Annotated in this window: 13 protein-coding genes and 1 pseudogene; 4 read left to right on the top strand and 10 right to left on the bottom strand. The window is 71.5% G+C overall.

The annotated features are described in order from the left end of the window. Positions 1–3,599 (bottom strand): annotated as a pseudogene (locus tag ACFYXS_RS12525) (sugar-binding protein); the annotation flags it as partial. Between the two features lie 196 nt (positions 3,600–3,795). Next, positions 3,796–8,001, bottom strand: a complete 4,206-nt coding sequence (locus tag ACFYXS_RS12530; protein WP_389246913.1) for a LamG-like jellyroll fold domain-containing protein — start codon at positions 7,999–8,001, stop codon at positions 3,796–3,798. 465 nt (positions 8,002–8,466) lie between these two features. Here ACFYXS_RS12530 and ACFYXS_RS12535 point away from each other — a divergent pair, with 465 nt between their 5' ends. Beyond that, positions 8,467–9,171 carry a TMEM175 family protein gene (locus ACFYXS_RS12535; RefSeq protein WP_389246915.1) on the top strand — a complete coding sequence of 235 codons (705 nt, stop codon included), beginning with the start codon at positions 8,467–8,469 and terminating at the stop codon, positions 9,169–9,171. Between the two features lie 25 nt (positions 9,172–9,196). On the opposite strand, the gene ACFYXS_RS12540 is transcribed toward ACFYXS_RS12535, so the two are convergent. Beyond that, entirely contained in the window at positions 9,197–10,162 is a 966-nt protein-coding gene (locus ACFYXS_RS12540) for a zinc-binding alcohol dehydrogenase family protein (RefSeq protein ID WP_389246917.1), read from the bottom strand. A 99-nt stretch (positions 10,163–10,261) separates the two neighbouring features. Here ACFYXS_RS12540 and ACFYXS_RS12545 point away from each other — a divergent pair, with 99 nt between their 5' ends. Beyond that, positions 10,262–10,708, top strand: coding sequence for a MarR family winged helix-turn-helix transcriptional regulator (locus ACFYXS_RS12545; RefSeq protein ID WP_389246919.1), 447 nt, complete (start codon positions 10,262–10,264; stop codon positions 10,706–10,708). Between the two features lie 126 nt (positions 10,709–10,834). After that, positions 10,835–12,472 carry a phosphonate degradation HD-domain oxygenase gene (locus tag ACFYXS_RS12550; RefSeq protein ID WP_389246921.1) on the top strand — a complete coding sequence of 546 codons (1,638 nt, stop codon included), beginning with the start codon at positions 10,835–10,837 and terminating at the stop codon, positions 12,470–12,472. A 356-nt stretch (positions 12,473–12,828) separates the two neighbouring features. On the opposite strand, the gene ACFYXS_RS12555 is transcribed toward ACFYXS_RS12550, so the two are convergent. The 4 genes from ACFYXS_RS12555 to ACFYXS_RS12570 all read right to left on the bottom strand — a co-directional run bounded on the left by ACFYXS_RS12555 (position 12,829) and on the right by ACFYXS_RS12570 (position 17,951). Next, positions 12,829–13,251, bottom strand: a complete 423-nt coding sequence (locus ACFYXS_RS12555; RefSeq protein WP_389246923.1) for a hypothetical protein — start codon at positions 13,249–13,251, stop codon at positions 12,829–12,831. Then, positions 13,248–14,027, bottom strand: a complete 780-nt coding sequence (locus ACFYXS_RS12560; protein WP_389246926.1) for a GntR family transcriptional regulator — start codon at positions 14,025–14,027, stop codon at positions 13,248–13,250. Before ACFYXS_RS12560 ends, ACFYXS_RS12555 begins: the two co-directional genes overlap by 4 nt. 157 nt (positions 14,028–14,184) lie before the next feature. Continuing rightward, positions 14,185–16,158 (bottom strand): phosphocholine-specific phospholipase C, encoded by a 1,974-nt coding sequence (locus ACFYXS_RS12565; RefSeq protein WP_389246928.1) that lies wholly within the window; start codon positions 16,156–16,158, stop codon positions 14,185–14,187. Positions 16,159–16,184: 26 nt separating this feature from the next. Then, positions 16,185–17,951, bottom strand: coding sequence for a hypothetical protein (locus ACFYXS_RS12570; RefSeq protein WP_389246930.1), 1,767 nt, complete (start codon positions 17,949–17,951; stop codon positions 16,185–16,187). 488 nt (positions 17,952–18,439) lie between these two features. Here ACFYXS_RS12570 and ACFYXS_RS12575 point away from each other — a divergent pair, with 488 nt between their 5' ends. Then, entirely contained in the window at positions 18,440–19,672 is a 1,233-nt protein-coding gene (locus ACFYXS_RS12575; protein WP_389246932.1) for a PP2C family protein-serine/threonine phosphatase, read from the top strand. Positions 19,673–19,699: 27 nt separating this feature from the next. On the opposite strand, the gene ACFYXS_RS12580 is transcribed toward ACFYXS_RS12575, so the two are convergent. The 3 genes from ACFYXS_RS12580 to ACFYXS_RS12590 form a co-directional block, all read right to left on the bottom strand. Next, complete coding sequence (locus ACFYXS_RS12580; protein WP_389246934.1) at positions 19,700–20,671, bottom strand: aldo/keto reductase; 972 nt, start codon at positions 20,669–20,671, stop codon at positions 19,700–19,702. A gap of 149 nt (positions 20,672–20,820) precedes the next feature. Then, positions 20,821–21,408, bottom strand: a complete 588-nt coding sequence (locus ACFYXS_RS12585) for an iron-containing alcohol dehydrogenase (RefSeq protein ID WP_389246936.1) — start codon at positions 21,406–21,408, stop codon at positions 20,821–20,823. Positions 21,409–21,506: 98 nt separating this feature from the next. Next, positions 21,507–22,247, bottom strand: a complete 741-nt coding sequence (locus tag ACFYXS_RS12590; protein WP_389246938.1) for an NAD(P)-dependent oxidoreductase — start codon at positions 22,245–22,247, stop codon at positions 21,507–21,509. Positions 22,248–22,252: the final 5 nt, after the last annotated feature.

Genomic DNA, 22,252 nt, shown 5'->3' on the forward strand with positions numbered 1-22,252 from the left:
TCACTGTTGCCGGCGATCTGCCGGGACTGGATGACCCGGCCCATGCCGTCGTAGGTGTTCCAGGTCTGGGACTCCACCGCCAGCGCGTCATCGAGTTTCAGCAGATCGGTCGAGGGGGCCGCGGTGTTGTAGTACGGCGCGAACGCCTTCGAGGTCAGGCCGCGCTCGTCATAGAACGTGTCGCTGACCAGCCTCCCGCCGTTCGGACCGGGCGCCTGCCCCTGGCGGACCCGCAGGAAACCGTCGTACAGCGTGTACGAGGTGCGCTGGCCGCCGTCGTTCTTCACCGTCTTGCTCGCCACGGCCACCGGCTTGCCATCGGTGATCGTGTACGCGAACTCGTAATTGGGCGTCTCGTTGTTGGCCTGCGACCGGTTGGGCAGCCAGACCTTCAGATCACGGCCCAGCGCGTCGTACGTGGTGTTGGTCCGCTTGTTGTTCGTGTCCAGAACCGTGATCGGCAGGCCGCGCGCCGTGTCGTAGGTCGTGGTCGTGGACTGCGCGGTCGTTGCGACGCCGGCGGTGGCCGGCGGGCCGGTGACCGTCATCGTGGTCGGGAAACCGGTCGTCGGCGTGTAGACCGTGGTCGTCGTCCGGCCGTCAGTGCGATCGGTTCGAACCGGCGCAGTACTCTCAGTGGCCGTGACCGTGCCCGTGATGTCGATGAGCTTCGTCAGGCGCCCGTACACCGGGTCGTATTCGGTGCCGGACTCCAGGTACGTGGCCGTCGTTCCGTCATGCGCCTTCAGGGTGGCCACCCTGGTCAGTTCACCCTTGGTGGGGGTGGCGTTGTAGGCCAGCCCGTCGTAGGCGGTCCGGACGTCGGAGACGACGTCCTTCTTCCGGTCGGGAGTCGCGTCGCACTTCACCGCGACCGTCTCCACCCGCGACGGCTTGGTGAGGATCCAGGCCGTGGTGTTGTCCGCATACGTGGTCCGGGTGCACCGGTCGTCGGCCGCCGTGCTCGTGTCGCCGAAGTCGTCACTCTGCGTGACCCGCCCAGCCCGGTTTTCACGGGTGCTGGTCTGGTACGTGGTCCGCCACTTCGTGCCGACCCCGTCATCGAGCGAGGTCCAGGTCCGGGTGGAGGCGACGCCGGTCAGGTTGGCGGTGGTGATGCCCCACACGCGCACGCGTGTCGCGGTGGTGTAGTGCCATGGCGTGCTGACCGTCTTGTCCAGCACCCGGCCGCTGGGCCCGCTGTAGTCCTCGGTCTTGTACTCGAACCCGGCCGCGGAGTCGTGGTCGGTGATCGTGCCGCCGTTGTCGTCCGACACGGTCACGGACTTGGTGCCGTCGTCGGTGGACGTGCCCTTGCGGTCACCGTCCATGCCGCGCAGGAACCAGTGGTCCGTCTGGGACCTCATGACGTCCTGGCCGCCGGTCAGCTCCCGCACATGACCGTAACCGCGCCACTGCGACCAGGTCTTGTACTTCTCCTTCGTCAACCCGTCGTCGTCGGCGAAGTGCCACGCGCCGCCGTCGAGGTACTCGTAGCGGGTGACCATGTCCGGCGAGGAGTTCGTCCGGTCGGTCTCGGTCACCGAGTCCACGACGTACTTGTTGAACCACTGCAACGACGGATCCGCGTCACCGGACTTGGTGAAGAACACCGGGTAGCAGCGCGTGGTGTTCGTCTGCGGCGTCGGAGGATGATCGGCGTCGCACTCGGCCGCCGAGTAGTTCACGTCGATCTGGCCACCGGACTCGTCGGCCACCGTCGACAGACGCTCCTTGATGAACGGAGCGGTGTCGTCGCCGGGAATGTCGAGGCGGTTGGCGGCCTGGCTGTAGCCGAACGTCACCTTCGGGAGGGTGATGTTCGGCGTCGCGGACTTGCCCGTGTGCTGCACCGAGTCCAGCAGCAACTGGTAGTCGATGTCCGCCATGCCCCAGCGCTGGCCCAGCGTCCACGTGTCGATGGGCGTGTAGGTGCCGTCGGACTTCAGGACCTGTGTGGTCACCCCGGTCAGGCGCTTGCGCGTCCAGAAACTCGGCGACGCCGACTTCGTGCAGTCCTCACCGGACTTGCAGTTCAGGTCCCACGGCGTGTCGTACCAGTAGAACTTCTTGTCGTCGATCGTCGAGGCGTCGCAGGTCACGCCGGTCTGCGGCAGGCAGCGCTCCGCGTTGGCGAACGTCACCTGCGCCAGCGCCTTCGCCGAGTAGACCGTGGTGCTGCGCAGCCCGTAGTCGATGTGATCGACGTAGCCGCCGCGGTCGTAGACCGTCTCGTCGGCGGCCTTCAGATTCCGCGCGTAGTAGTTCGATTCCTTCTTGTAGTAGTACGCGATCGCGTTGCCGTGCACATCGACCGCGTAGTCCAGGTTCCAGCGGTACGCCTGCTGGCACCAGGAATCCGCGAACGCCGCCGCATGACACGGCTCGCCCGCATCGTCACCGAAGACCGGAGTCGTCCACGTCGAATCGGTGGTGCTCTTGCCCGACGCCCACCCCGGCAGGCGGTTGTAGCCGAAGAAGTACTGGGTACCGTCGGTCGTGGTCACCTTCCAGTACTCGTCGTTGCGCGCACCATTGCCACGGACATCGCTCGTCGAGCCGTACACGCGCTGCACCTTGGTGCCGTCGTCACCCTTCAGCTTGAACGAGTCCGTCCCGTCCGGGATCAGCTCACCCGCATGCCCGTCGAAGGAGATCGTGGCGTTGTCGTACGCCCAGCACATGTCGCCCGGCTTGTTGCCGTCCGCGTTCTTCACATCGTCATCAGCACACGGCTTGTAACTGCGCTCGATCGAACCCGGCCACAGGCTGAAGCCGTCACCGACCCACGACGACTGGTTGTTCGTGGAAGACGTACGGCCGTCGATGCCGCCCGATGAGTACGACAGACCCACCTTGGGTGTGAGGCCCCCAGGAACACTCGGCACCGGCATGTCGTAGGACCAGGAGAAGCTGCCCGAGTTCAGACTCGTCGACCAGGTGTCCGACGAGGACAGCGAACTGGCCGTGTAGTCCCCGTGGTCACTCGACGTCCCGCCCGCGGCGGCCGTCGTCGCCGCGAACAGCACCGGACCGGTGGCGGAAAGAGTCGTGGTGGTGGAGAGCCTGCCGCCGTCGTTGCGTGAGGCGACCGGCTGACCCGCACGGCACCGCGCGAGCTCCGGCGTCGTCGCCGCGCACGCCGGCAACCGCACCAGCTTCAGGCGCGCCGCGTACGCACCGCCGTAGCTCTGGGCGAAGGCCGACGTGTCCACGTCCAGACCCACCCGGCCGCCCGTCGCACCCGGCTCACGCCCGACGGAGAGCAGCAGGCCGTCCACGCCCGCCTTCCGCGCGGCCGCGGCATCCAGCACGCGCACCGTCGCACGCCCGTCGAGGGCGCCGGACGCCTTGCCGCCCGCGGGGGTCGTCAGCGACACCGGCAGCGAACCCGCCCGCCGCGTCACCGCCTTCGCACCGGCATGCAGCGTCACCGTCGCCGAACCGGCCTTCGGCAGCGCATGCCGCGGCGCACCCGCCGGCATCTTGCGCTGCCCGTCCGTGCCACGCGGCGACGACTTCACACCGTGCCCGCTCAGCGGCTTCTCGGACGCCGGGATGCCCGGCATGTCGTCGGCCACCGCCGTGGACGTTGCCACACCTTGCAGCAACGTCCCGACCAACACAGCGGAGACGGCCACCGCGATTCTGCGGCGCAACCGAATCCTTGACTGCCTGCGCATTCCCCACCCGTCCTGTCGAATTCCGTGCATGACGAAGAAGCCACCCGCACGCGGGGGCGAACCTGTGGGTTCGCCCCCGCGTGGGGAGGGTGCTGCTGGTGGTGCCGGGGTGTTACGGACCGGGGACCGTGGCCAGGTCCTCGCCGTTGGCGAGGCGGGCGATCTGATCGTCGGACGCGACACCCTGGAAGGTCCACACGTCGTCGATCACCCCGGGCCAGTACTCGCCCCAGGTGCCGTCGGTCTTGCCGCGGCCGAGCTGCAGCCCGGCCGTGGCGTTGAACGGCAGCACGTTGGAGTTCCAGGACACCGCGTCCGTGCAACCCGGCACGTCAGGACTGCCGTCCTGGTCGTCGTCCGAGCAGACGACCTGTTCCAGGTTGCCGTCGACGTAGAGCCGCATCTGGTCGGCGAAGGCGTCGTAGACCACCGCCAGATGGTTCCAGCTGGTGTTGTTCATGAAGTTGGGGTGCTCGGCCGTCGCCACGTCCGCGCCCTTCACGTCAGAACCCGGCATCGCCAGCTGCCATCGGCCTGCGTTCGCCGGATCGGTGGCACTCGGCACATACCGCACCGAGAAGCCGCTGTTGACCGCGCCGGCCTGCGAGAACACCGTCACGGGGTGGTCCGGCCGGGCCGCGGTACTCACCCAGGCCGTCGCCGTGAAGCTCGTGCCGGTGGACACCGGCGAGGTGGCGGTGGACGCGTAGTCGCCGTCGCCGTCCAGCAGCAGGCCGCCGGAGCCGACGTAGTTGGAGTTGCCCGAGGCGTCGATGGCCGCGTTGCCGCCCAGCGTCAGCATGCGCTTGCCCGCGGAGTCGTCGGCGGACGTGACCGGGGTCCCGGTGCCGGCGTCGAGCTTCCAGCGGCCCTGGATCACCGGCCGTGCCTTGTTGAGGTCCTTGACCTCGTCGTCGGACAGCGCCCGGTCGAAGACCCGCACGTCGTCCAGGTCGCCCTTGAAGAAGCCCTGGGCACCGCCGGTTTCCTTGTAACCGAGGGTCATGTGGGACACCGCCAGCCACGGAGTGGTGAAGGGCTGCGTGTCCTTCAGCACGCCATCGACGTAGAGCCGGATCTGCCCGGCGTCGAGGTCGTACACACCGACCACGTGCGTCCACTCACCGAGGCGTGCGGCCGCGCAGTTCACGTTCGGGTCGCAGGCGTTCTCCTGGGCCCGGACGAGACCGGTGGTCGTGGTGTCCTCCTTGGCCCGCATGAACACCCAGCCGCCCAGCGCCGACGAGTGGTACAGCTCGTAGCCCGCGGCGTTGATGGAGCCCTGCGTGGCGACCGTCATGGCCTTTTGCGGCTTGTCCTTGGGCAGGCGCGCCCACAGGGAGATCGCGAAGCTCTGGTACGTGTCCAGCACGGGCTGCTGCGTGACGATGCCGTCGTCGACCCCGTCGAAGGTCGCCGCCGTGCCGTCCACGCCGCCGGTGCCGAGGACGGCGCCGCCGTTGACGGTGGCGTTCACCTGCTGGGCACGGCCCACGACCGAGGTCGCGCTCGCGTCCTCGTCCAGCGGCCAGACCAGCTTGGCCGGGCGGGCGGTGTTCACCGGCTGCTTGGCGTAGAGCTTGGCGATCTGGCTGTCGGTCAGCTGGTAGTCGAAGAGCTGGGCCTCGTCCAGGTCACCGGTGAACCAGTTGCTCACCACGCCGTAGTGCTGCGCGGCACCCAGGATCGTGCGTCCGCGAGCGTCCCACGGGCCGGGGAACGACGCCGTGCCGACCTGGGCCCCGTTGACATAGAGCTTCAGTTCCTTGGTGGTGTTGTTGAAGACACCCACCACATGCGTCCAGGTGCCCAGACGGGCGGCGGCGCAAGCGGTGTCACCGGCCGGACACGGTGGCTGTGAGGCCCGCACCGCGGTCGTGCCCTGGGCGTCCTGCACGTGCCGCAGCAGCTGCCAGCCACCGAGGGCCGTGGAGTAGTAGATCTCGAAGCCGCTGGTGTTGGCACCCGCCTGCGAGATGGCGACCGGCGCTCCGCCGGGGTAGTCGGCGGGCAGTTTCGCCCAGATCGACACGGAGAAGCTCTTGCCGGTGTTCAGGACGGGCGAGACGGTCGCGGCGTAGCCGTCGACACCGTCGACGTGCAGGCCGCTGCCGGACACGCCCTCACCGCCCGGCGTCGCCCCGCCGTACAGCTGGGCCGGCCACTCGCCGCCGGAGCCGCTGACGGTGGTCGCACCCGCGGGCTCGTTGAGCTTCATGGTCAGTCGGTCGGGCTGACCGGCGTTGACCCGGAACTGGTAGGTGCGGATCTCACTGCCGTTGCCGGCCGCGTCGAAGGCCTGGGCGGTGATGAAGTTGACCCCGGACTTCGTCGGCATGAACTTGGTGCTCTGCGCCGCACCGCCGGTGGTCGTGAGCGTGTGGGCGCTGGTCGGGTCGCCGTTGATGCCGAACCAGTACTTCACCACGTCCGTCGCGGTGGAGTCGATGGTGAAGGTGCCGTACCGCCCCACGCCGTCCAGCCAGGGGTCGTTCGGGTCCTCTGGATCGGAGGCCGGGTACTGGGTCGAGGTGATGGAGGGACCGGCGGGCGCGGTCGGGTCGTAGTTCACCAGGCAGTCCGTCGCCGAGCCCGAGTAGCTCCACGGCGACCATTGCGCGCTGTCGTACGCGCGTACGTGCCAGCCGACCTTCTTGCTCTTGGGAAGCGTCGACGGCAGCTTGATCGAGAAGTCCGATCCCGACTTCTTGTACGTCGTCATCGCGGACGTCCAGCGGGACGTGTAGCCCTTGCCGTCACCGGTGTCCCACGAGGCCTGGAACTGCACCGCGACGTTGTCGCCGTCCGGGTCGGTGACGTCGTTTGCGCGGATCGTCGGCAGGATGCGCGCCTGCTTCATGGTCGAGGAGCACGCGCCACCCGGGTCCTGGGTCAACTGCGACATGCGGATCTGCGGCGGCGGACGGTTGTACTCCACCCGCAGGAAGGCGTCGTCGGAGAACCGCTTCCATCCCGAGGAGGAGTTCTCGTCCTTCGCCCTCAGGCCGAAGGTGGTGGTCGACCATCCGTTGTCCGCGGCCTGCTGCACGGCGCGTCCCGCCCAGAACTCCACGGTGCCGCCTGGGCAGTTGCTGCCCCAGCCCTTCGCCGCGCTCACCGTCTGCTGGAGGTCGACCCAGAAACTGTCGTTGTTCTGGGTGTTCCACGTGGTCGAGGAGCTGACGCCCTTGGTGCGCCACAACTGCACGTCGGACTTGGTGCAGCTGTCGGAGTATGTCTCGTTGGCCACGAAGGTCGCCGACAGGATCGACTTGCCGGCGAACTTCGACGTCGGAACCGTGTAGAAGATCCGCTTCAGGTCTGCGGGAGCGCAACGCACGTCATCCGCGCAGTAGCCCATGCCGGAGTCGGAGTTGCCGTTGAACTTCCACTGCGGGGACGAGGCCCAGTAGCGGGACACGAATGTCCAGTTGGACGCCTTCGGCGAGTACCACTGCGGATCGATGAAGACCGGGAAGGTGGCGTTCTTCAACAGCCGCTGGTCGGGCTTGAGCACCAGCTGGTCGTCGGCCGCGGGCACACTCACCGCGATCGGCGCGATGTTCGCGGAGGAGCCGGGACCGTCGTCCGGGCCGGCGGGAGCGTCGGCCACCGCCGCCTTGGCGGAACGCGTGGCGGCGGCCGGAGCCGTGCTGGAGTCCCACATCATCGGCCGGGGCGCCTCGAAGACCGGGCCGCCCGCGCCCTTGTCGACTGCCGCGAGGCCGCCGTCGGCGGTGGTGCGCACGTCCATGCCGTCCGCGTCCATCGCCAGCTTCAGCTCGGCCAGCTTCGGGTCGGCGGCCGCCTGCGGGGTCTTGACGACCAGCACCTCCGAGGCGCCGTCGACGCTCGCCTTCACCTGCAGGTCGACGTCCTTGAGCACCGACCGGTACGTGGCGGTGCTGCCGTCGATCACCGGCTCCGGCAGTGCCGTCGGCCACGACAGGGCCAGCGTCCGCCCCGCCCGGCCCAGCGTGATCAGCGGCTGCTTGTCGCCGCCGCCGGAGAAGGCGATGTCCATCGTGGCCACCTTCGGCCCGACGGAACCGTCCGCGCGCTTCTCCAGCCCGATGTCGACCGGCTTCCACTCGCCGTCCACCCGCGCCCGCACCGGGCGCACATGTTCCACTGCCTCGAAGTTGCCGTTCGGCAGCGCGTACGTCTCACTCGTCTCCCCGCGCAGGGAGGCGATCTCCACCTTCTGGCCCGAGCGCGCGGCCCGGCTGAACGCGGCATGCTCGGACGCCGTCCCCGCCACCGGGGTCTCGGCCGATACGGCGTGCGCGGCAGGGGCGGAGAACCCCAGGGCCGGCACCGCAGCGAGAAGCGCCAATACCGTGGCGGCCGATGTCCAACGTCCACCCGTGTCCGGCTTCACACCGGCAGCACGGCGTGACCAACCCCACTCCATAGCCCCCACCCTTGACTCACAAGATCTACACAGCAGCGGTGATCAAACCCCGGGCGTCTTCGGGGGGTCAACGGGCAACCGGCGACAGGGAACGACCTGTAAGGGACATGACCGGATCAGGACGGGGGAAATCGAATGGCGGGTTGTCCCGTCATGAACGGACGGCAAAGCAACGAGGTCCGCACGGCTGTCGACCACGGGTGGAGCAGGGCGATGTCAGAGAACACTGGCTCCGACTTGCGGGAATGCGGTCCGGCAAACTCCCGCGAGTGCCACGACGGCTGACCGATCGCCACGAACCTCGCGCGCCGGTCGACGGTCCGCCGAGTGCGCGCGATGAAGGGCGGCCCTGTCCGTAAGATCCCGAATATGGCAAGCGCAGGGGATCGTGAGCACCCGTCAGGCGTGGCCGGCGAGGACGGCACGCGCCTGTCGGACACCGGCAGGGTCGAGGCGTTCAGTGACGGCGTGTTCGCCATCGTGATCACGCTGCTCGTGCTCGACCTCTACGACCACGACTTCCGGCCCGGTGGCCTCGCGTCGGCCCTGGTCGTGCAGTGGCCCGCCTATGTGGCGTTCATCGTCTCCTTCGTCTATGTGGGCGTGATCTGGCTCAACCACCATGCGCTCTTCTGCCGGATCCGCAGGATGGACGGCGGCCTGCTGTGGATCAACCTCGCGATCCTGTTCAGCACCGTGATCGTGCCCTTTCCCACCGCGGTTCTGGGGGATGCCCTGGCCAAGGGCGGGGACACCGACGACCAGCGGGTGGCAGTGGTCCTGTACGCCCTGGTCGCCGCCGTCATGTCGGCGCCATGGTGGGGCGTGTTCACGTATCTGTGCCACCGCCCGGCCCTGCTGGAGCCAGGTGTTCCGCCCCGCTACCTCCAGGCGCAGCGGATCCGGCCGCTGACCGGCCTCGTGCTCTACGTGGTCTGCGGGCTCGGAGGGTGGTTCGTCGCCCCGGTCGTGGGGATGGTCTGCATCGCCGTGGTGATCCTCTATCACGCCCTCACCAGCGAGGGCCTTCACGAAGGGCCGGCCGGCCGTCTCTTCGGCGCCTTCAAGCGCTGAGATCCCCCGATTTCCGGCCCCTGGGTCAGGCGTCCGGGGTCAGTACGACGCGCTGCCCGGGGGCCTCGGGGGCGGTCCACGCGTGCTCGACCCGGGAGAGCGGGACGGGGAGCGTGTCGACGGCCAGGGTGCCGGAGTTGATGAGGTCGGCGAGGGAAGGGAGTTCGGCGAGGATGCCGGCGGTGGTGACGGAGCCCTGGCCGCTGCCTATGAGCTGGAGGTTCGCGCCGCGCAGGTAGGCCGAGGGCAGGGTGATGTCCGGTCCGGCGACGGAGCCGATCTGGACCCAGGCGAGGGGCTCGGCGCGTTCGGTGCGGGCGGTCAGCACGGCGGGCAGGGCGTGCTCGGTGGCCGGCCCCCAGACGTAGTCCAGCACGATGTCGACGTCGCCGGCGGCGCGCCCGAGGTGGTCGGCGGTCTTCTCGGGGTCGTCGAGGAGCGGGACGGTCTCGTCGGCGCCCAGGCCGGGGAGCAGCGCGAGGCGTTCGGGATCGCGGCCGGCGGCGACGACGTGGGCGGCGCCGAGGTGCTTGGCGATCCGGACGGCGAGCCGGCCGGCGCTGCCGGTGGCGCCCAGGACCAGGACGGAGGCACCGGGCCGGAGGGGTACACGTCGGCGCAGGGCGAGCCACGAGGACATCGCGGGGTTCATCGCGGCGGCCACCGCGACCGGGTCGGTGCCCGCGGGCAGGGCGACGGCGCGGCGGCGGTCGACGACGGCCCGCTCGGCCATGGTGCCGGTCGCGCCGTCCGGGGCCACGAAGTAGAGCAGTTCGCCCTGCGGGGTGCGGCCGACCGCGTCCACGCCGGGGACCAGGGGCAGGACCCCGTCGGAGGTGTAGTGGCTGCCGTCGGCGCCGGAGCGCACCCGGGGGTGGAGCCCGGCGGCCAGGACATCGACGAGGATCTCGTGCTCCCCGCGCGGCTCGGGGGTGGCGACGATGCCGTAGCGGGGCGGTGCGTCGAAGGAGTGGACGACGGCGGCGCGCATGAAGGACCTCCTGGGCGGCGGGGTGGGGACTTATAGTTTGTTGCACGTACTACTTCGAAAGTAGTTTGTGTCACGTACCAAGTCAAGAGAAGGCGGCCCATGACCGAGAACCGCGAACCGGACCTCACCGAAGGACCGCTGAACACGCTGGACGCCCTCGCCCAGCTGTCGTTCCTGATCCAGGGCGCCCTGTCGCGCGTCGCGGCCGAGCACGACCTCTCACTCCCCCAGGTCCGGCTGCTCGGCATCCTGCGCGACCGCCGGCCCGGCATGCTCGAACTCGCCCGCCACCTCGGCCTGGACAAGTCCTCCATGACCGGACTGGTCAGCCGCGCGGAGAAGCGCGGGCTGGTCGAGCGACTGCCCTCGCCCCACGACGGGCGCGGCGTCCTGGTCGGCCTCACACCGCTCGGGCGGCAGCTCAGCAGCCGGTGCACCGACGAGATGGAGCAGCATGTCGCGGCACTGACGGCCGGCCTGACCCCCGTCGAGCACGCCCTCCTCCGCCTCGTGGCCACGAAGCTCCTGGACGCCGCCGGACAGTGACCGCGCGACCGCGCACGGCGAGTCGGCGGGGGTTCGCTCCCCGGACACCCGATGGCCACTCCTCGGTCGTGTCGCCCTGTGACGGTCGGAGAAGTTGGCTATACAACTTTGCCGAGGAGAGAGACCATGACCACCCTGACCGCCTTCCCGGTCGACGAGCTGCCCGCGATGTGGCTGCGCGACAACTGCCCCTGCACGGACTGCCGCGACCCGCGGTCGGGCCAGAAGCTCTTCCAGATCGGCGCGCTGCCCGACGGCCTGCGGGTCGAGACGGCGACCGACGTCACCGCCGGCGCCGGAGAGCCCGCGGTCGAGGTCGTCTGGGCGCCCGACGGTCACCGCTCCGCCTACCCCGTGGCATGGCTCACGGCCCACCGGCCCGGCGGCACCTCGTACGGGGACCGGCGCACCGAGGACGGCAAGGAGCTGTGGCGGGCCCGCGACCTGGCCGGGCGGCTGCCCGAGGCGGACTGGGACGCCTACCTCGGCGAACCGGGGCTGCGGGCACGCCTGCTGGAGTCCGTCCTGCGGCTCGGCTTCATGCTGCTGCACCGCGTGCCCGGGCGCGAGGAGCAGGTGCTCGCCGTGGCGGAGACCTTCGGCTTCGTCCGCGAGACCAACTACGGCAAGCTCTTCGACGTGCGCGTCGAGCCCGACCCGAACAACCTCGCCTTCACCTCGGTCGCCATCACGCCGCACACCGACAACCCGTACCGCGACCCGGTCCCGACCATCCAGCTGCTGCACTGCCTGGTCAACGACGCGGAGGGCGGCGACTCCGGCCTCGTCGACGGCTTCGCCGCGGCCGCGCTGCTGCGCCGCGAGGACCCGGAGGCGTTCGCCGTCCTCAGCCGGACGCCCGTGCCGTTCGTCTTCCGCGACGCGGCGACCGAGCTGCGCGCCGACCGGCCCCTGATCGGTACGGACGCCCTCGGCCGGGTGCGCGAGGTCCGCTTCAACAACCGCTCCATCGGGGCGCTGCGGCTGCCGGCCGCCGAGCTGGAGGCCTTCTACGCGGCGTACCGCACCTTCGCGGAACTGCTGCTCCGGCCGGAACTGCAGCTGGACCTGCGCCTGTCGCCCGGCGACTGCCTGGTGTTCGACAACACCCGTCTGCTGCACGCCCGCACCGCCTTCGCCGCGGACGGGGCGCGCCACCTGCAGGGCTGCTACGCCGACCTGGACGGCCTCGCCAGCAGCCTGGCCGTGCTGCGGCGGGCGGACACGCTGGAGCCGCTGGCCGAGCTGTTCGCCGGCGCGGGATCGGCCGAGTACCTGGGCGAGGCGGTCTCCATGGCCGAGCACATGCTCCAGGCGGGCGCCCGCGCCGAGGCCGCAGGCGCCCCGCCGCACCTGGTGGCCGCCGCGCTGCTGCACGACGTCGGGCACTTCGCCGGCGAGGTCACCGGCCAGGACCTGATGGACGGCACCGACAACCGCCACAGCCACACCGGCGCCGACCTGCTGGCCCGCTGGTTCGGGCCCGAGGTCACCGAGCCGGTGCGGCTGCACGTCGCGGCGAAGCGCTACCTGTGCGCGGTGGAGCCGGAGTACTACGACCGGCTGTCGGAAGCGTCGAAGCACACCCTGGCGGTGCAGGGCGGGCCGATGAGCCCGGAGCAGGCGGCCGTTTTCGCCGCGCTCCCCGGCGCGGCCGATGCGGTCGCCGTTCGCCGCTGGGACGAGGCGGCGAAGGACCCGGAGGCCTTCACCCCGGCGTTCGAGCACTTCGTCCCGCTTCTCACCGCGCTCATGCGCGGCTGAGGTTGCCGTTCCGGTTCGACGGGTGGGTCGGGTGCGGGTTCGTGGGGGCTGGTCGCGCAGTTCCCCGCGCCCCTACGGGGCACGAACACGCACCGCCGCGGCAAGGCCTTGAGCTGGCCCCGGCCGGTGGATCGGGTGCGGGTGCGTCGGCGCTGGTCGCGCAGTTCCCCGCGCCCCCACCGGGCACGGACCCGCACCGCCGCAGCTACGACTTGAACTGCACCGAGGCCGGTGGATCGGATGCGGGTCCGTGAGGGCTGGTCGCGCAGTTCCCCGCGCCCCTACGGGGCACGGACCCGCCGCGCTGCCGCACGTTGTGCTGCCCCGCCGCGGGTGCGTCGGCGCTGAGCGGACAGTTACCGGGCGCGGGCGGCGGCGAGGCGGCGGATGCGCTTCGTGCGGCCGGTGGTGGCGAGGCGGTGCAGGACGGCGGGTTCCTGCGAGGAGGTGGCGAGGCGGAGTTGGAGCCAGTCGGACCAGGAGTCCTGGACCGGCGGGTCGTCGAGCAGGGCGGACACCGACGTGCTGTCGAGGACGCCGAGTTCGCGCGCACGGCGCGTGGCGTAGGCGCGGCTCCGCTCCGTGCCGAGGCGGTCGGTCCAGGCGGGGCGTTCGGCGGCCGGGACATGGGCGAGGGCGGCGTGCAGGACGATGCCGAGCGCGATGCTGTCGTCGGGCTCCGCGGCCACGGCGTCGAACAGTTCGGGCAGGCGCGCGGGGTCGTCCATGGCCAGGCGGTACCGGGCCCACCGTTCGTGCTCGCCCGGCGGCCCGGTCATGCCCGGTCCGTGCGCGGGCTGTGCTGGCGGCCCAGGGTGGAGGCGGCCACCGAGTTGTGCACCGTGAAGGCGATGGTGCCCGGCAGGTAGCGGTCCTCGGACCACTCCACCGGCGCGCCCGCCGGGTCGGTCGTGCGGCGCCGTTCGCGCAGCAGGACCTGACCGGGCGGGCACTCCAGGAGCCGCACGTCGTCCTCGTCGGCCCAGGCGATGTCGATGGTGTGGTCGGCGTCCGTGAAGAGCACGCCGTGACCCACCAGGGCCTCGGTGTGCGACACGACGTCGGGCTGCAGCTCGGCCACCAGGGCGCCCACTCGGGAGGGGTAGAGGGACCGTTCGACCATGACCGGCTCTCCGGACAGGGTCCGTACCCGCAGGACGAGGTAGACCTCCGCCCCCGGTTCCAGGCCCAGTTGCGCGGCCTCCTCGGGCTCGGCAGGGCGCCGGACGACGCGGTCGACCCGGCCGCCGGGGGTCTCGCCGAGGGAACGCGCCCAGTTGGTGAAGCTCAGCAGTTCGGAGAAGCTCTGCGACCGCGGGCCGCCGAGCACCGTGCGCGGGGTGCCGCGCCGGGAGGTGACCAGGCCGTCCGAGCGCAGTACGGCCAGTGCGTGCCGCACCGTGCCGCGGGAGACCCCGTAGCGCTCGGCCAGTGTGCCCTCGGGGGGCAGTTTCGCGCCGGAGGCGTACTCGCCGGTGATGATCGCCGCGCGGAGTTCGGCGGCGACCCTCCGGTACCGCAGGTCGCTGTCGCCGCTGCCGTGGTCCTCACGCAACGTGTCTCCCGGCCGCTCTCGTGTCCACCGGGCCGGCCGTCCGGCCGGCCACGGACAGACCCTATCCGGCCGGGCCCGCGGGTCCGGGCCCAGGTGGGGCGGGCCGCGGGGCCGGGCCGGGGCGTCTGCCCCGGCCCGGCCCCGTTGCGGACGTACGTCACACGGCGTGGACGGTGCCCGCGTACCGCTGGACGAAGCGGGTGCCGGTGCCCGCGGTGACGGTCACGTCGTACCGGCCCTCGTCGGTGCGCCACTTCACGGTGTCGTCGTGGCCGGCCCGGACCCAGACGACCTCCTCCTCGCCGGAGAAGTCGTTCGGGGTGACGGTGAAGGCCACGTCGGAGCCGCCCTCGTTGCGCAGCTCCAGCTCGACCGTGGTGTGCCCCGGGTCGTCGGCGCGGCGCAGGGTCGCCGCGACGAGCGGCGCGGCCACGTCGTCCTGGACGTCGCGGACGACGGTCCCCGCGAAGCGGCGGACGAAGCCGTCGGCGCCGTGCACGGAGAAGTCGTAGCGGCCGTCGGTGGCCGCCGCGTCCCACACGTAGGTGCGCGACGAGTGCGGCTGGACCGTGAACGGGGTGCCGACACGCGGCAGGGCGATGTTGGGCAGCACGGTGAAGTGGTAGCCCACGGTGCCGTCGTTGGTGAGCGTGCAGGTGACCTTGCCGGTGGCCCGGTCGACCGTCACGTCGGCCCACGGCAGGTAGGGCAGCGGGCGGTGCGGCCGCTCGCCGTCCTCCTGCGCCGGCATCGACTGCGCGGTGGGGATCTTGACGCCCGGCAGGGAGTTGCCGGCGTCCGCCTTCGCCATCAGCGCGACCGTGTCCGGCAGGGCCGGGATGCTGTAGTCGGGCTTGGTGAAGTCGAAGGCGCTGGTGAGGTCGCCGCAGACGGTGCGCCGCCAGTCGGAGATGTTGGGCTCCCGCACACCGGTCACGCGCTCCAGGAATTGCACCACCGACGTGTGGTCGAAGACCTGGGAGTTGACCCAGCCGCCGCGCGACCAGGGCGAGACGACCCACAGCGGCACCCGGCTGCCCAGGCCGATGGGCTTGCCGTTCGCGAACTCGTCCTTGGTGCCGGCCTCCGGGAAGGGCGGGATGACGTGGTCGAAGTAGCCGTCGTTCTCGTCGTACATGACCAGGAAGACGGTGTGCTTCCAGACCTCGGGGTTGGAGAACAGCGACTGGAGCGCGGTGTCGACCCAGTGGGCGCCGTAGTCGGGGCCGGCCGACGGGTGCTCACTGAACAGGTAGGGCGCCACCAGCCAGGAGACGGTGGGCAGGGTGCCGTCCTTGCAGTGCTTGTCGAACGCCGTGGGGTCGAACTTCGTCATGGCGTTGATGTAGCGCGGGTCGTCCTTGGGGAACGCGTGGAACTGCTTGAAGTACGACAGCGCGTTGTCGTCGTAGTCGCCGTAGCGGTCGTCCGAGCCGTCCGGGTTGTGGTAGACGCGCCAGCTGACGCCGGCCTCTTCCAGCCGCTCGGCGTACGTCGTCCAGTCGGCCACCGGGTTGTCGGTGACCGGGGTGTTGTCGGTCCACGGGCCCGTGGTGCCGTCGACGCCGGGGCCGGCGGTGCCGGTCCACAGGTAGAGGCGGTTGGGGTCGGTGGGGCCGTTCAGGGAGCAGAAGTAGCCGTCGCAGAGGGTGAAGGCGTCGGCGAGGGCGTACTGGTAGGGGATGTCCTCGCGGTTGAAGTAGCCCATGGTCCGCTCGCCCTTGGCGGAGACCCACTTGTCCATGGAGCCGTTGTTGACGGCGGAGTGGCCGGTGTCCCAGTCGTGCGGGAGGCCGCCCGCGTTCTGGGCGTTGTACTTGGTGGTGTCCATCCGGAAGGGCAGCAGGTAGCCCTCGGAGCGGCTGCGGTCGGGCTGGCGGAACACGGAGTCGCCGTTCGGCAGGACGACGGCCTGACGGTCGCCGAAGCCCCGCACGCCGCCCAGCGTGCCGAAGTAGTGGTCGAAGCTGCGGTTCTCCTGCATCAGGATGACGACGTGCTTGACGTCGGCGATGCTGCCGTCCCGGTCGTCGTGGCTCGCGGCCTCGGCCGTGCCGGGCAGTCCGACGGCTGCGGCGGCAGCCCCGGCGGCGGCGGTGCCGATGAAGGCGCGGCGGCTGAACTGGGTCATGGGGGTGGTCCTTCGGTTCGTTCGGGTCAGCCGCGGGCGGACAGGGAGAAGGTGACGACGGCGGCGGCGTGGTCGGAGGGCCAGCCGTTGGCGGCCGTGCCGGGCACGGGCCTGGGCCAGCCGGTGACGAGGCTGTGCGCCTCGACGACGCGGAGCGGGCCCGCGTACTGGACCTGGTCGACGCGGTCCTGCGGCTCGGCCCCGGTGCCGCCGTCGCGCTGCGGCCTGACGGGGGACCAGGTGGTGCCGGGGACCGCGACCGGGTCGGAGTGGACGGCGCGGAAGGCGTCGACCAGGCCGGCCTGCTCCAGGGTCCCGGTGACGGGCCAGCGCAGGCGGCCCACTCCCCCGTGCTGGTCGGCCGTCTTGCTCGTCCAGTCCAGGTGCGAGGGCGAGGCGAGACCGGCCGCGAGGACGACGGCGCCGCGGGAGGCGATGTCGGTCCGCATCGCGGCCACCAGCGCGGTGACCTGCCGGTAGCGGAGCGTCTGCTCCTCCGCCGTCTCGACCTGCGCGGCGGTGCGGCCCGCGAGCAGCGCGTACGGCCCGTAGTCCGCCTCGTCCAGCTGGGCGGTCCACAGCCGCACCGCGGGGCCGCCGGGCGGCCGCAGCGTGGCGGCGGCGGCCGGCAGGTCCGCGGTGGGGGCGACGACGTCGGTGAGCGGGTACCGGCTGACGATGCCGAGGCCGCCGGCCTGGTGGACGTCCCAGCCGAGCGCCCGGGCCAGGTCGCCGGCCGCGGTGCCGCCGGACTCCTGGAGGGCGATGACGTCGAGGCCCTGGGTGAGCACCAGGCCCAGCAGCTTCTCCGCGAAGCCGTCGACGTGGGTGCCGCCGTCCCAGAGGTTCAGCGAGGCGACCTTGAGCGGGATGCGGTCGCGGTCGTCGCGGACCGGCACCTGGACGGTGATCGTGTCGGTGCCCGCCGCGCTGTCGGTGACGGAGACGACCAGACGCCCCGGGTTCTTGGGGGTGTTGGCGGGCGCCTTGCCGCTGACGGTGCCGTCCGCGGCCACCGAAAGCCAGTTGTCGCCCCCGGCGCTCTTGAACGTCGCGCTGCCGGCCGGGTTGCCGTCGGGCCTGACCCACAGGCCCGCCAGCGGCACGGAGAACTCGGCGCCCTCCAGCTGCGCGGCGGTCGTGAGGGCGTCCACCACCGCGTGCGGGCGCGGGATGACGGGGCGGGGCACGAAGCTGAACGGCGCGGTCTTGGCGAGGATGCCGTAACCGTCCTTCGCCAGCAGGTAGCCGGTGTACGGACCGCCGGTCAGGCCGGCGGTGTTGATGGTGATGTCGCCCGAGGCGGCCGGCGTGTACTCCCACGCCAGCGACGAGCCGGTGCCCGGCTGCCGGTCGCCGTCGTAGACACCGACCCAGTTCTTGGCGTTGGGCGCGTCGGTCGTCCAGTGGAAGGCGACCTGGTCGCCCTCGTACGGGTTGGGGGTCTTGAGCGTGATCGAGTCGCCGGTGGGTGCGCCGGCGAAGCTGAACGGCGCGCTCTGGGCGAGGATGCCGTAGCCGTCCTTCGCCAGGAAGTAGACGGTGTACGGGCCGCCGCTGAGGCCGGAGGTGTCGAGCGTCGTCGTTCCGGAGGTTCCGGGGACGTACGTCCACACCAGGGAGCCGCCGCCGGATCCCGGCTTGCGGTCGCCGTCGTACACGCCGATCCAGTTCTTCGGGTCGGGGGCGTCCGTCGTCCAGGTGAAGGTCAGCTTGTCGCCCCGCTTCGGGGACGTCGTGGAGCTGAGCGCGATGGTGCTCCCGGACGCTGCGTCACGAGTGAGAGGTGGCACGGTGATGGGTCCTCTCCGCCCGGGCACCGCCGCGACGGGACCGGGTGAGCAAAGTTGTCTATATAACTTCGCTCTAGCAAGCCGTCCCGTGGCGACGTCCCGGTGAACGAGGGATTGCCGCCGACCGGGCGGCAAACGGAATTCTCGCTCCGTTCCGCGCCGGCGCCGACAAGCGCGAGAAGTGGTGAAACACCAGGCCAACGGCGGCCGTCGGGCCGGAGGTGGGGCCCTGCGGGGGTGCCCGGGCGGGCGGCACGCGCGCACCCGCGAGGCGCCGCCCGGTCGCGGAGGGCACGGGTGACCGAGAGGGCAACTGTGCGCAGCCGGGCCCACGGCGCGCCGGCGTTCCGGGGCCCGATGGCCGCACGCCGCGTCAGGCCCGCCCGTGTGGACTTGCCCGGCGCGCGCACCGGGGTCACTGGCATCCACGGGTCCCGTTCGTATGATCGCCAGGCCCAGGACGACGTCGGCACCGAGGCGGTCGGGACGTGACACAGGCGGGAATCGACTACGCGGCGGTCTTCCGGGGACTGCCCAGCGCGGTGGCGCTCCTGACGCCGCAGCTGCTGTTCCTCGACGCCAACGAGGAGTACCTCTCCCTGTCCGGCCGCCCGGCCGGGGAGGTCATCGGGCGCTTCCTCTTCGACGTGTTCCCCGACAACCCCGCCCACCGCGGGGCGTCCGGTATGCGCAACCTCGGGGCGTCGCTGCGGCGCGTCGCGTCGACGGGCGAACGGGACGCCATGGCGCTGCAGCGGTACGACGTCGAGGACCCCGAGCACCCCGGACAGTGGGAGGAGCGGTACTGGAGCCCGGTCAACACGCCGGTGTACGGGGACGACGGGCACGTGGCGCTCGTGGTGCACCGGGTGGAGGAGGTCACCGAGCTCATCCGCGCCCGGGGCGGCCCCGGCCAGGACCGCTCCAGGGTGCTGGAGGCCGAGCTGTACAGCAGGGCCCGCGAGCTCCAGGAGGTCAACGAGCGGCTGCGGCGCGCCCACGCGCGGGAACGCGAGGTGGCGCTCGCCCTCCAGGCGGCGATGCTGCCGGCCCCGCACCCGATGGGGCAGCACCGCGTGGCGGTCCGCTACCGGCCGGCCACGGGCGCGCTCAATGTGTGCGGCGACTGGTACGACCTGGTCGAGCTGCCCGGCGAGGGCGACCGGATCGGTGTCTCGGTCGGTGACGTCGTGGGGCACGGCCTGCCCGCGGCGTGCGTCATGGGGCAGTTGCGCAGCGCGCTGAGCGCGGCCTCACGGGTCGCGGACGGCCCGGCCGGCGCCCTGGAGGTCCTGGGGCTGTACGCGCGCTCGGTGCCCGGGGCCGAGTCGACGACGGCGGTGAACACCTTCGTCGACTGGGACGAGCGGACCATCACGTACAGCAGTGCCGGACATCCGCCGCCGGTCCTCCTGCACGCCGACGGCACGGTGGACTTCCTCGACCAGGCCACCGACCCGCCGCTGGGCGCCCGTCCGGAGCATGTCAGCAGGCCGCAGGCCGTCGTCCGGTTCAACGCGGACGACACGCTCGTGCTCTACACCGACGGCCTGGTCGAGCGACGCGGCGAGGACATCGACGCCGGTATCGCCCGGCTCACCGACGTCCTCGCCCGGCACCGCGGCGCCGGGCCGGAGCGGCTCGCCGACGCGGTGCTCGGCGAGCTGCTGCCGTCCGGCGGGGTCACCGACGACACTGCGCTGGTCGTCGTCCACCTCTGAGCGGTGGGTGACCGGCCGTCGGCCGCGTCAGGCGAAGCCGACGACGGAGTGCGGCCGGTACGGCTCCTCCAGGGCCTTGAGCTCCGCCTCGTCCAGTCGGAGGTCGAGCGAGGCGACGGCGTCGAGCAGGTGCTGCTCCTTGCCGACGCCCACGATGGGGGCGGTCACGCCCGGCTGCAGCAGCAGCCAGGCCAGGGCGACCTGGGCGCGCGGCACACCGCGCCGGGCGGCGATGGCGGCCACCGCGTCGACGACGACGCGGTCCTGCTCGGGGTAGAGGGTCCGCCCGAACCCGTCGGTCTCCTGACGGGCGCTGCCGGCGTCCCAGTCGCGGGTGAGGCGGCCGCGGGCCAGCGGGCTCCACGGCGTCACGCCGACGCCCTGGTCGGCGCAGAGCGGCAGCATCTCGCGCTCCTCCTCGCGGTAGAGGAGGTTGTAGTGGTTCTGCATGCTGACGTACTTCGTCCAGCCGCCCAGCTCAGCGGTGTGCTGGGCCTTGGCGAACTGCCAGGCGTACATGGAGGACGCGCCTATGTAGCGCGCCTTGCCCGCCTTGACCACGTCATGGAGGGCCTCCATGGTCTCCTCGACCGGGGTGTCGTGGTCCCAGCGGTGCGTGATGTAGAGGTCCACGTAGTCGGTGCCGAGGCGGCGCAGGCTCGCGTCGATCTCGGCGTGGATCGCCTTGCGCGACAGGCCCGCGCCGTTGGGGCCGGGGCGCATGCGGCCGTGCACCTTGGTGGCCAGGACGATGTCGTCGCGGTTCGCGTGCTCGGCCAGCACCCGTCCCACGATCTCCTCGCTCGTGCCGTCGGAGTAGACGTTGGCGGTGTCGAAGAAGGTGACGCCGGCTTCGAGGGCGGCGCGGATCAGCGGGCGCGCGGCGTCCTCGTCGAGCGTCCAGGGGTGGTTGCCGCGCTCCGGCACGCCGTAGCTCATGCAGCCGAGGCAGATGCGCGAGACGTCCAGACCGGTGGAGCCGAGTTTCGTGTACTGCACGTTCCTACCTACCTCCGCGGATGGGGTGTTCGGGGCTGGCCGCCAGAAGAGCCCCCTGCCCGCCCTCTCGACCGGGACAGCACCCCCGATCATGCCCCTCGCCCGGCCGCGCATGCCGGGCGGGGTGGGCCCGGCCTCAGCGCACGGACTCAAGGAGTTCCAGCACCTCGTCCTCGGTGACGCCCCGGGGATTGTTGCGCGTGACGGCGTCGGCGACCGCTCCCCCGGCGACGGACCGCAGCAGGTGCGGCCCCGCGCCCAGTTGGCCAGCGGTTCTTGACGCCGATCGCGCCGGAGATCTCGCGGACGGCGGCGATCAGCGCGCGGGACCAGTCGCCGCCGGCCGGCGGGTCGAGGCGCAGGGCGCGGGCGGCCTGCTCGTACGCCGGCCCGGCGAACGGCGCGTTGAAGGCCATGACCTCCTCGAGAACGGCGGCCAGGGCGACGCCGTGCGGCGTGCCGGTGTGGGCGGTCAGGGAGTGCCCGATCCCGTGCACCAGCCCGAGGCCGGAGAGTGTGAGGGCCTGGCCAGCCAAGTGCGCGCCGAGCATGAGGTGGGAACGGGTTTCGAGGTCGGAGCCGTCGGCATGGGCGACGGGCAGCCAGCGACCCACCATGGCGACGGCCTGCGCGGCGTACGCGGCGGACAGCGGGCTCGCGCCGAGTGAGGCGAGCGACTCGACGCCGTGCACCAGGGCGTCGATACCGGTGGCGGCGGCGGCGAGGCGGTCGCTCATGGCGTACGCCTCCTTGACGTGCGGGGCGGGCGGGGCCTGCGGGGCCTGCGCGGGGTGGACGGTTCGGGCCGGGTGATGCCCGCGGAACGACCGGGCGGTCAGACGACGCTGAGGGTCGCCGTGGGACTGGGCAGCCGGAACTCCTGCCCCGCCAGCGCCTCGTACAGTCGCACGGGGCTCATCTCGCCCGCGAGGTCGCCGTGCTGGGCCTTGGAACGGCGGTAGATCTGCTCGACGAGGGCCGACAACTCCGTGGGGACGCCGAGGTCACGGCCGAGGTCCACGGCCGGGCCGAGGTCCTTGCAGGCCAGTGCCATGGCGAAGGAGTCGTCGTAGTCACCGTCGGCGAGCACGCACATGATGTCGTTCTCGAGGAAGTTCGACGCGGCCGGGCCGGCCAGCAGGGCGTTGCGCAGCACCCCGAGGTCGACGAGGTCGACGCCCGCCTTGACGCCCATGGCCAGCACCTCGGAGGTGGCGACCAGGTGGCTGAACCAGAGCAGGTTGATCATGAGCTTGACGGTGTAGCCCGCGCCGAGGGGACCGACGTGCAGCACCCGGTCCGGGTCGCCCATGGCCTCGAAGGCCGGCAGCGCCACGGCGAAGTCGTCGGCGTGCCCCCCCACGAAGATCTGCAGACGGCCCGCCTCGGCGCCGCGCGCCATCCCGCTGACGGGCGCGTCGAGTCGCCGTACGCCGCGCCCGTCGAGCACCTCGGCGGCGACGCGGTCGGCCGCGGACGGGGTGGAGGTCGACATGTCGATCCACAGGGCGCCCTCGGGCAGCGCGCCCGCGGCACCGCCGCGCAGCGGCACGTCCTCGACGCCGCCCCTCGGCATGGGCG

Origin of the sequence: Streptomyces sp. NPDC002574 (assembly GCF_042889545.1) — a bacterium.
GTDB lineage: Bacteria > Actinomycetota > Actinomycetes > Streptomycetales > Streptomycetaceae > Actinacidiphila.

What these genes read in the sequence shown, in the direction of transcription:
- ACFYXS_RS12535 (WP_389246915.1), top strand. Translation starts at nt 8,467, where the DNA reads ATGGCAAGCGCAGGGGATCGTGAGCACCCGTCAGGCGTGGCCGGCGAG.
- ACFYXS_RS12540 (WP_389246917.1), bottom strand. Translation starts at nt 10,162, where the DNA reads ATGCGCGCCGCCGTCGTCCACTCCTTCGACGCACCGCCCCGCTACGGC.
- ACFYXS_RS12545 (WP_389246919.1), top strand. Translation starts at nt 10,262, where the DNA reads ATGACCGAGAACCGCGAACCGGACCTCACCGAAGGACCGCTGAACACG.
- ACFYXS_RS12550 (WP_389246921.1), top strand. Translation starts at nt 10,835, where the DNA reads ATGACCACCCTGACCGCCTTCCCGGTCGACGAGCTGCCCGCGATGTGG.
- ACFYXS_RS12555 (WP_389246923.1), bottom strand. Translation starts at nt 13,251, where the DNA reads ATGACCGGGCCGCCGGGCGAGCACGAACGGTGGGCCCGGTACCGCCTG.
- ACFYXS_RS12565 (WP_389246928.1), bottom strand. Translation starts at nt 16,158, where the DNA reads ATGACCCAGTTCAGCCGCCGCGCCTTCATCGGCACCGCCGCCGCCGGG.
- ACFYXS_RS12585 (WP_389246936.1), bottom strand. Translation starts at nt 21,408, where the DNA reads ATGAGCGACCGCCTCGCCGCCGCCGCCACCGGTATCGACGCCCTGGTG.
- ACFYXS_RS12590 (WP_389246938.1), bottom strand. Translation starts at nt 22,247, where the DNA reads ATGCCGAGGGGCGGCGTCGAGGACGTGCCGCTGCGCGGCGGTGCCGCG.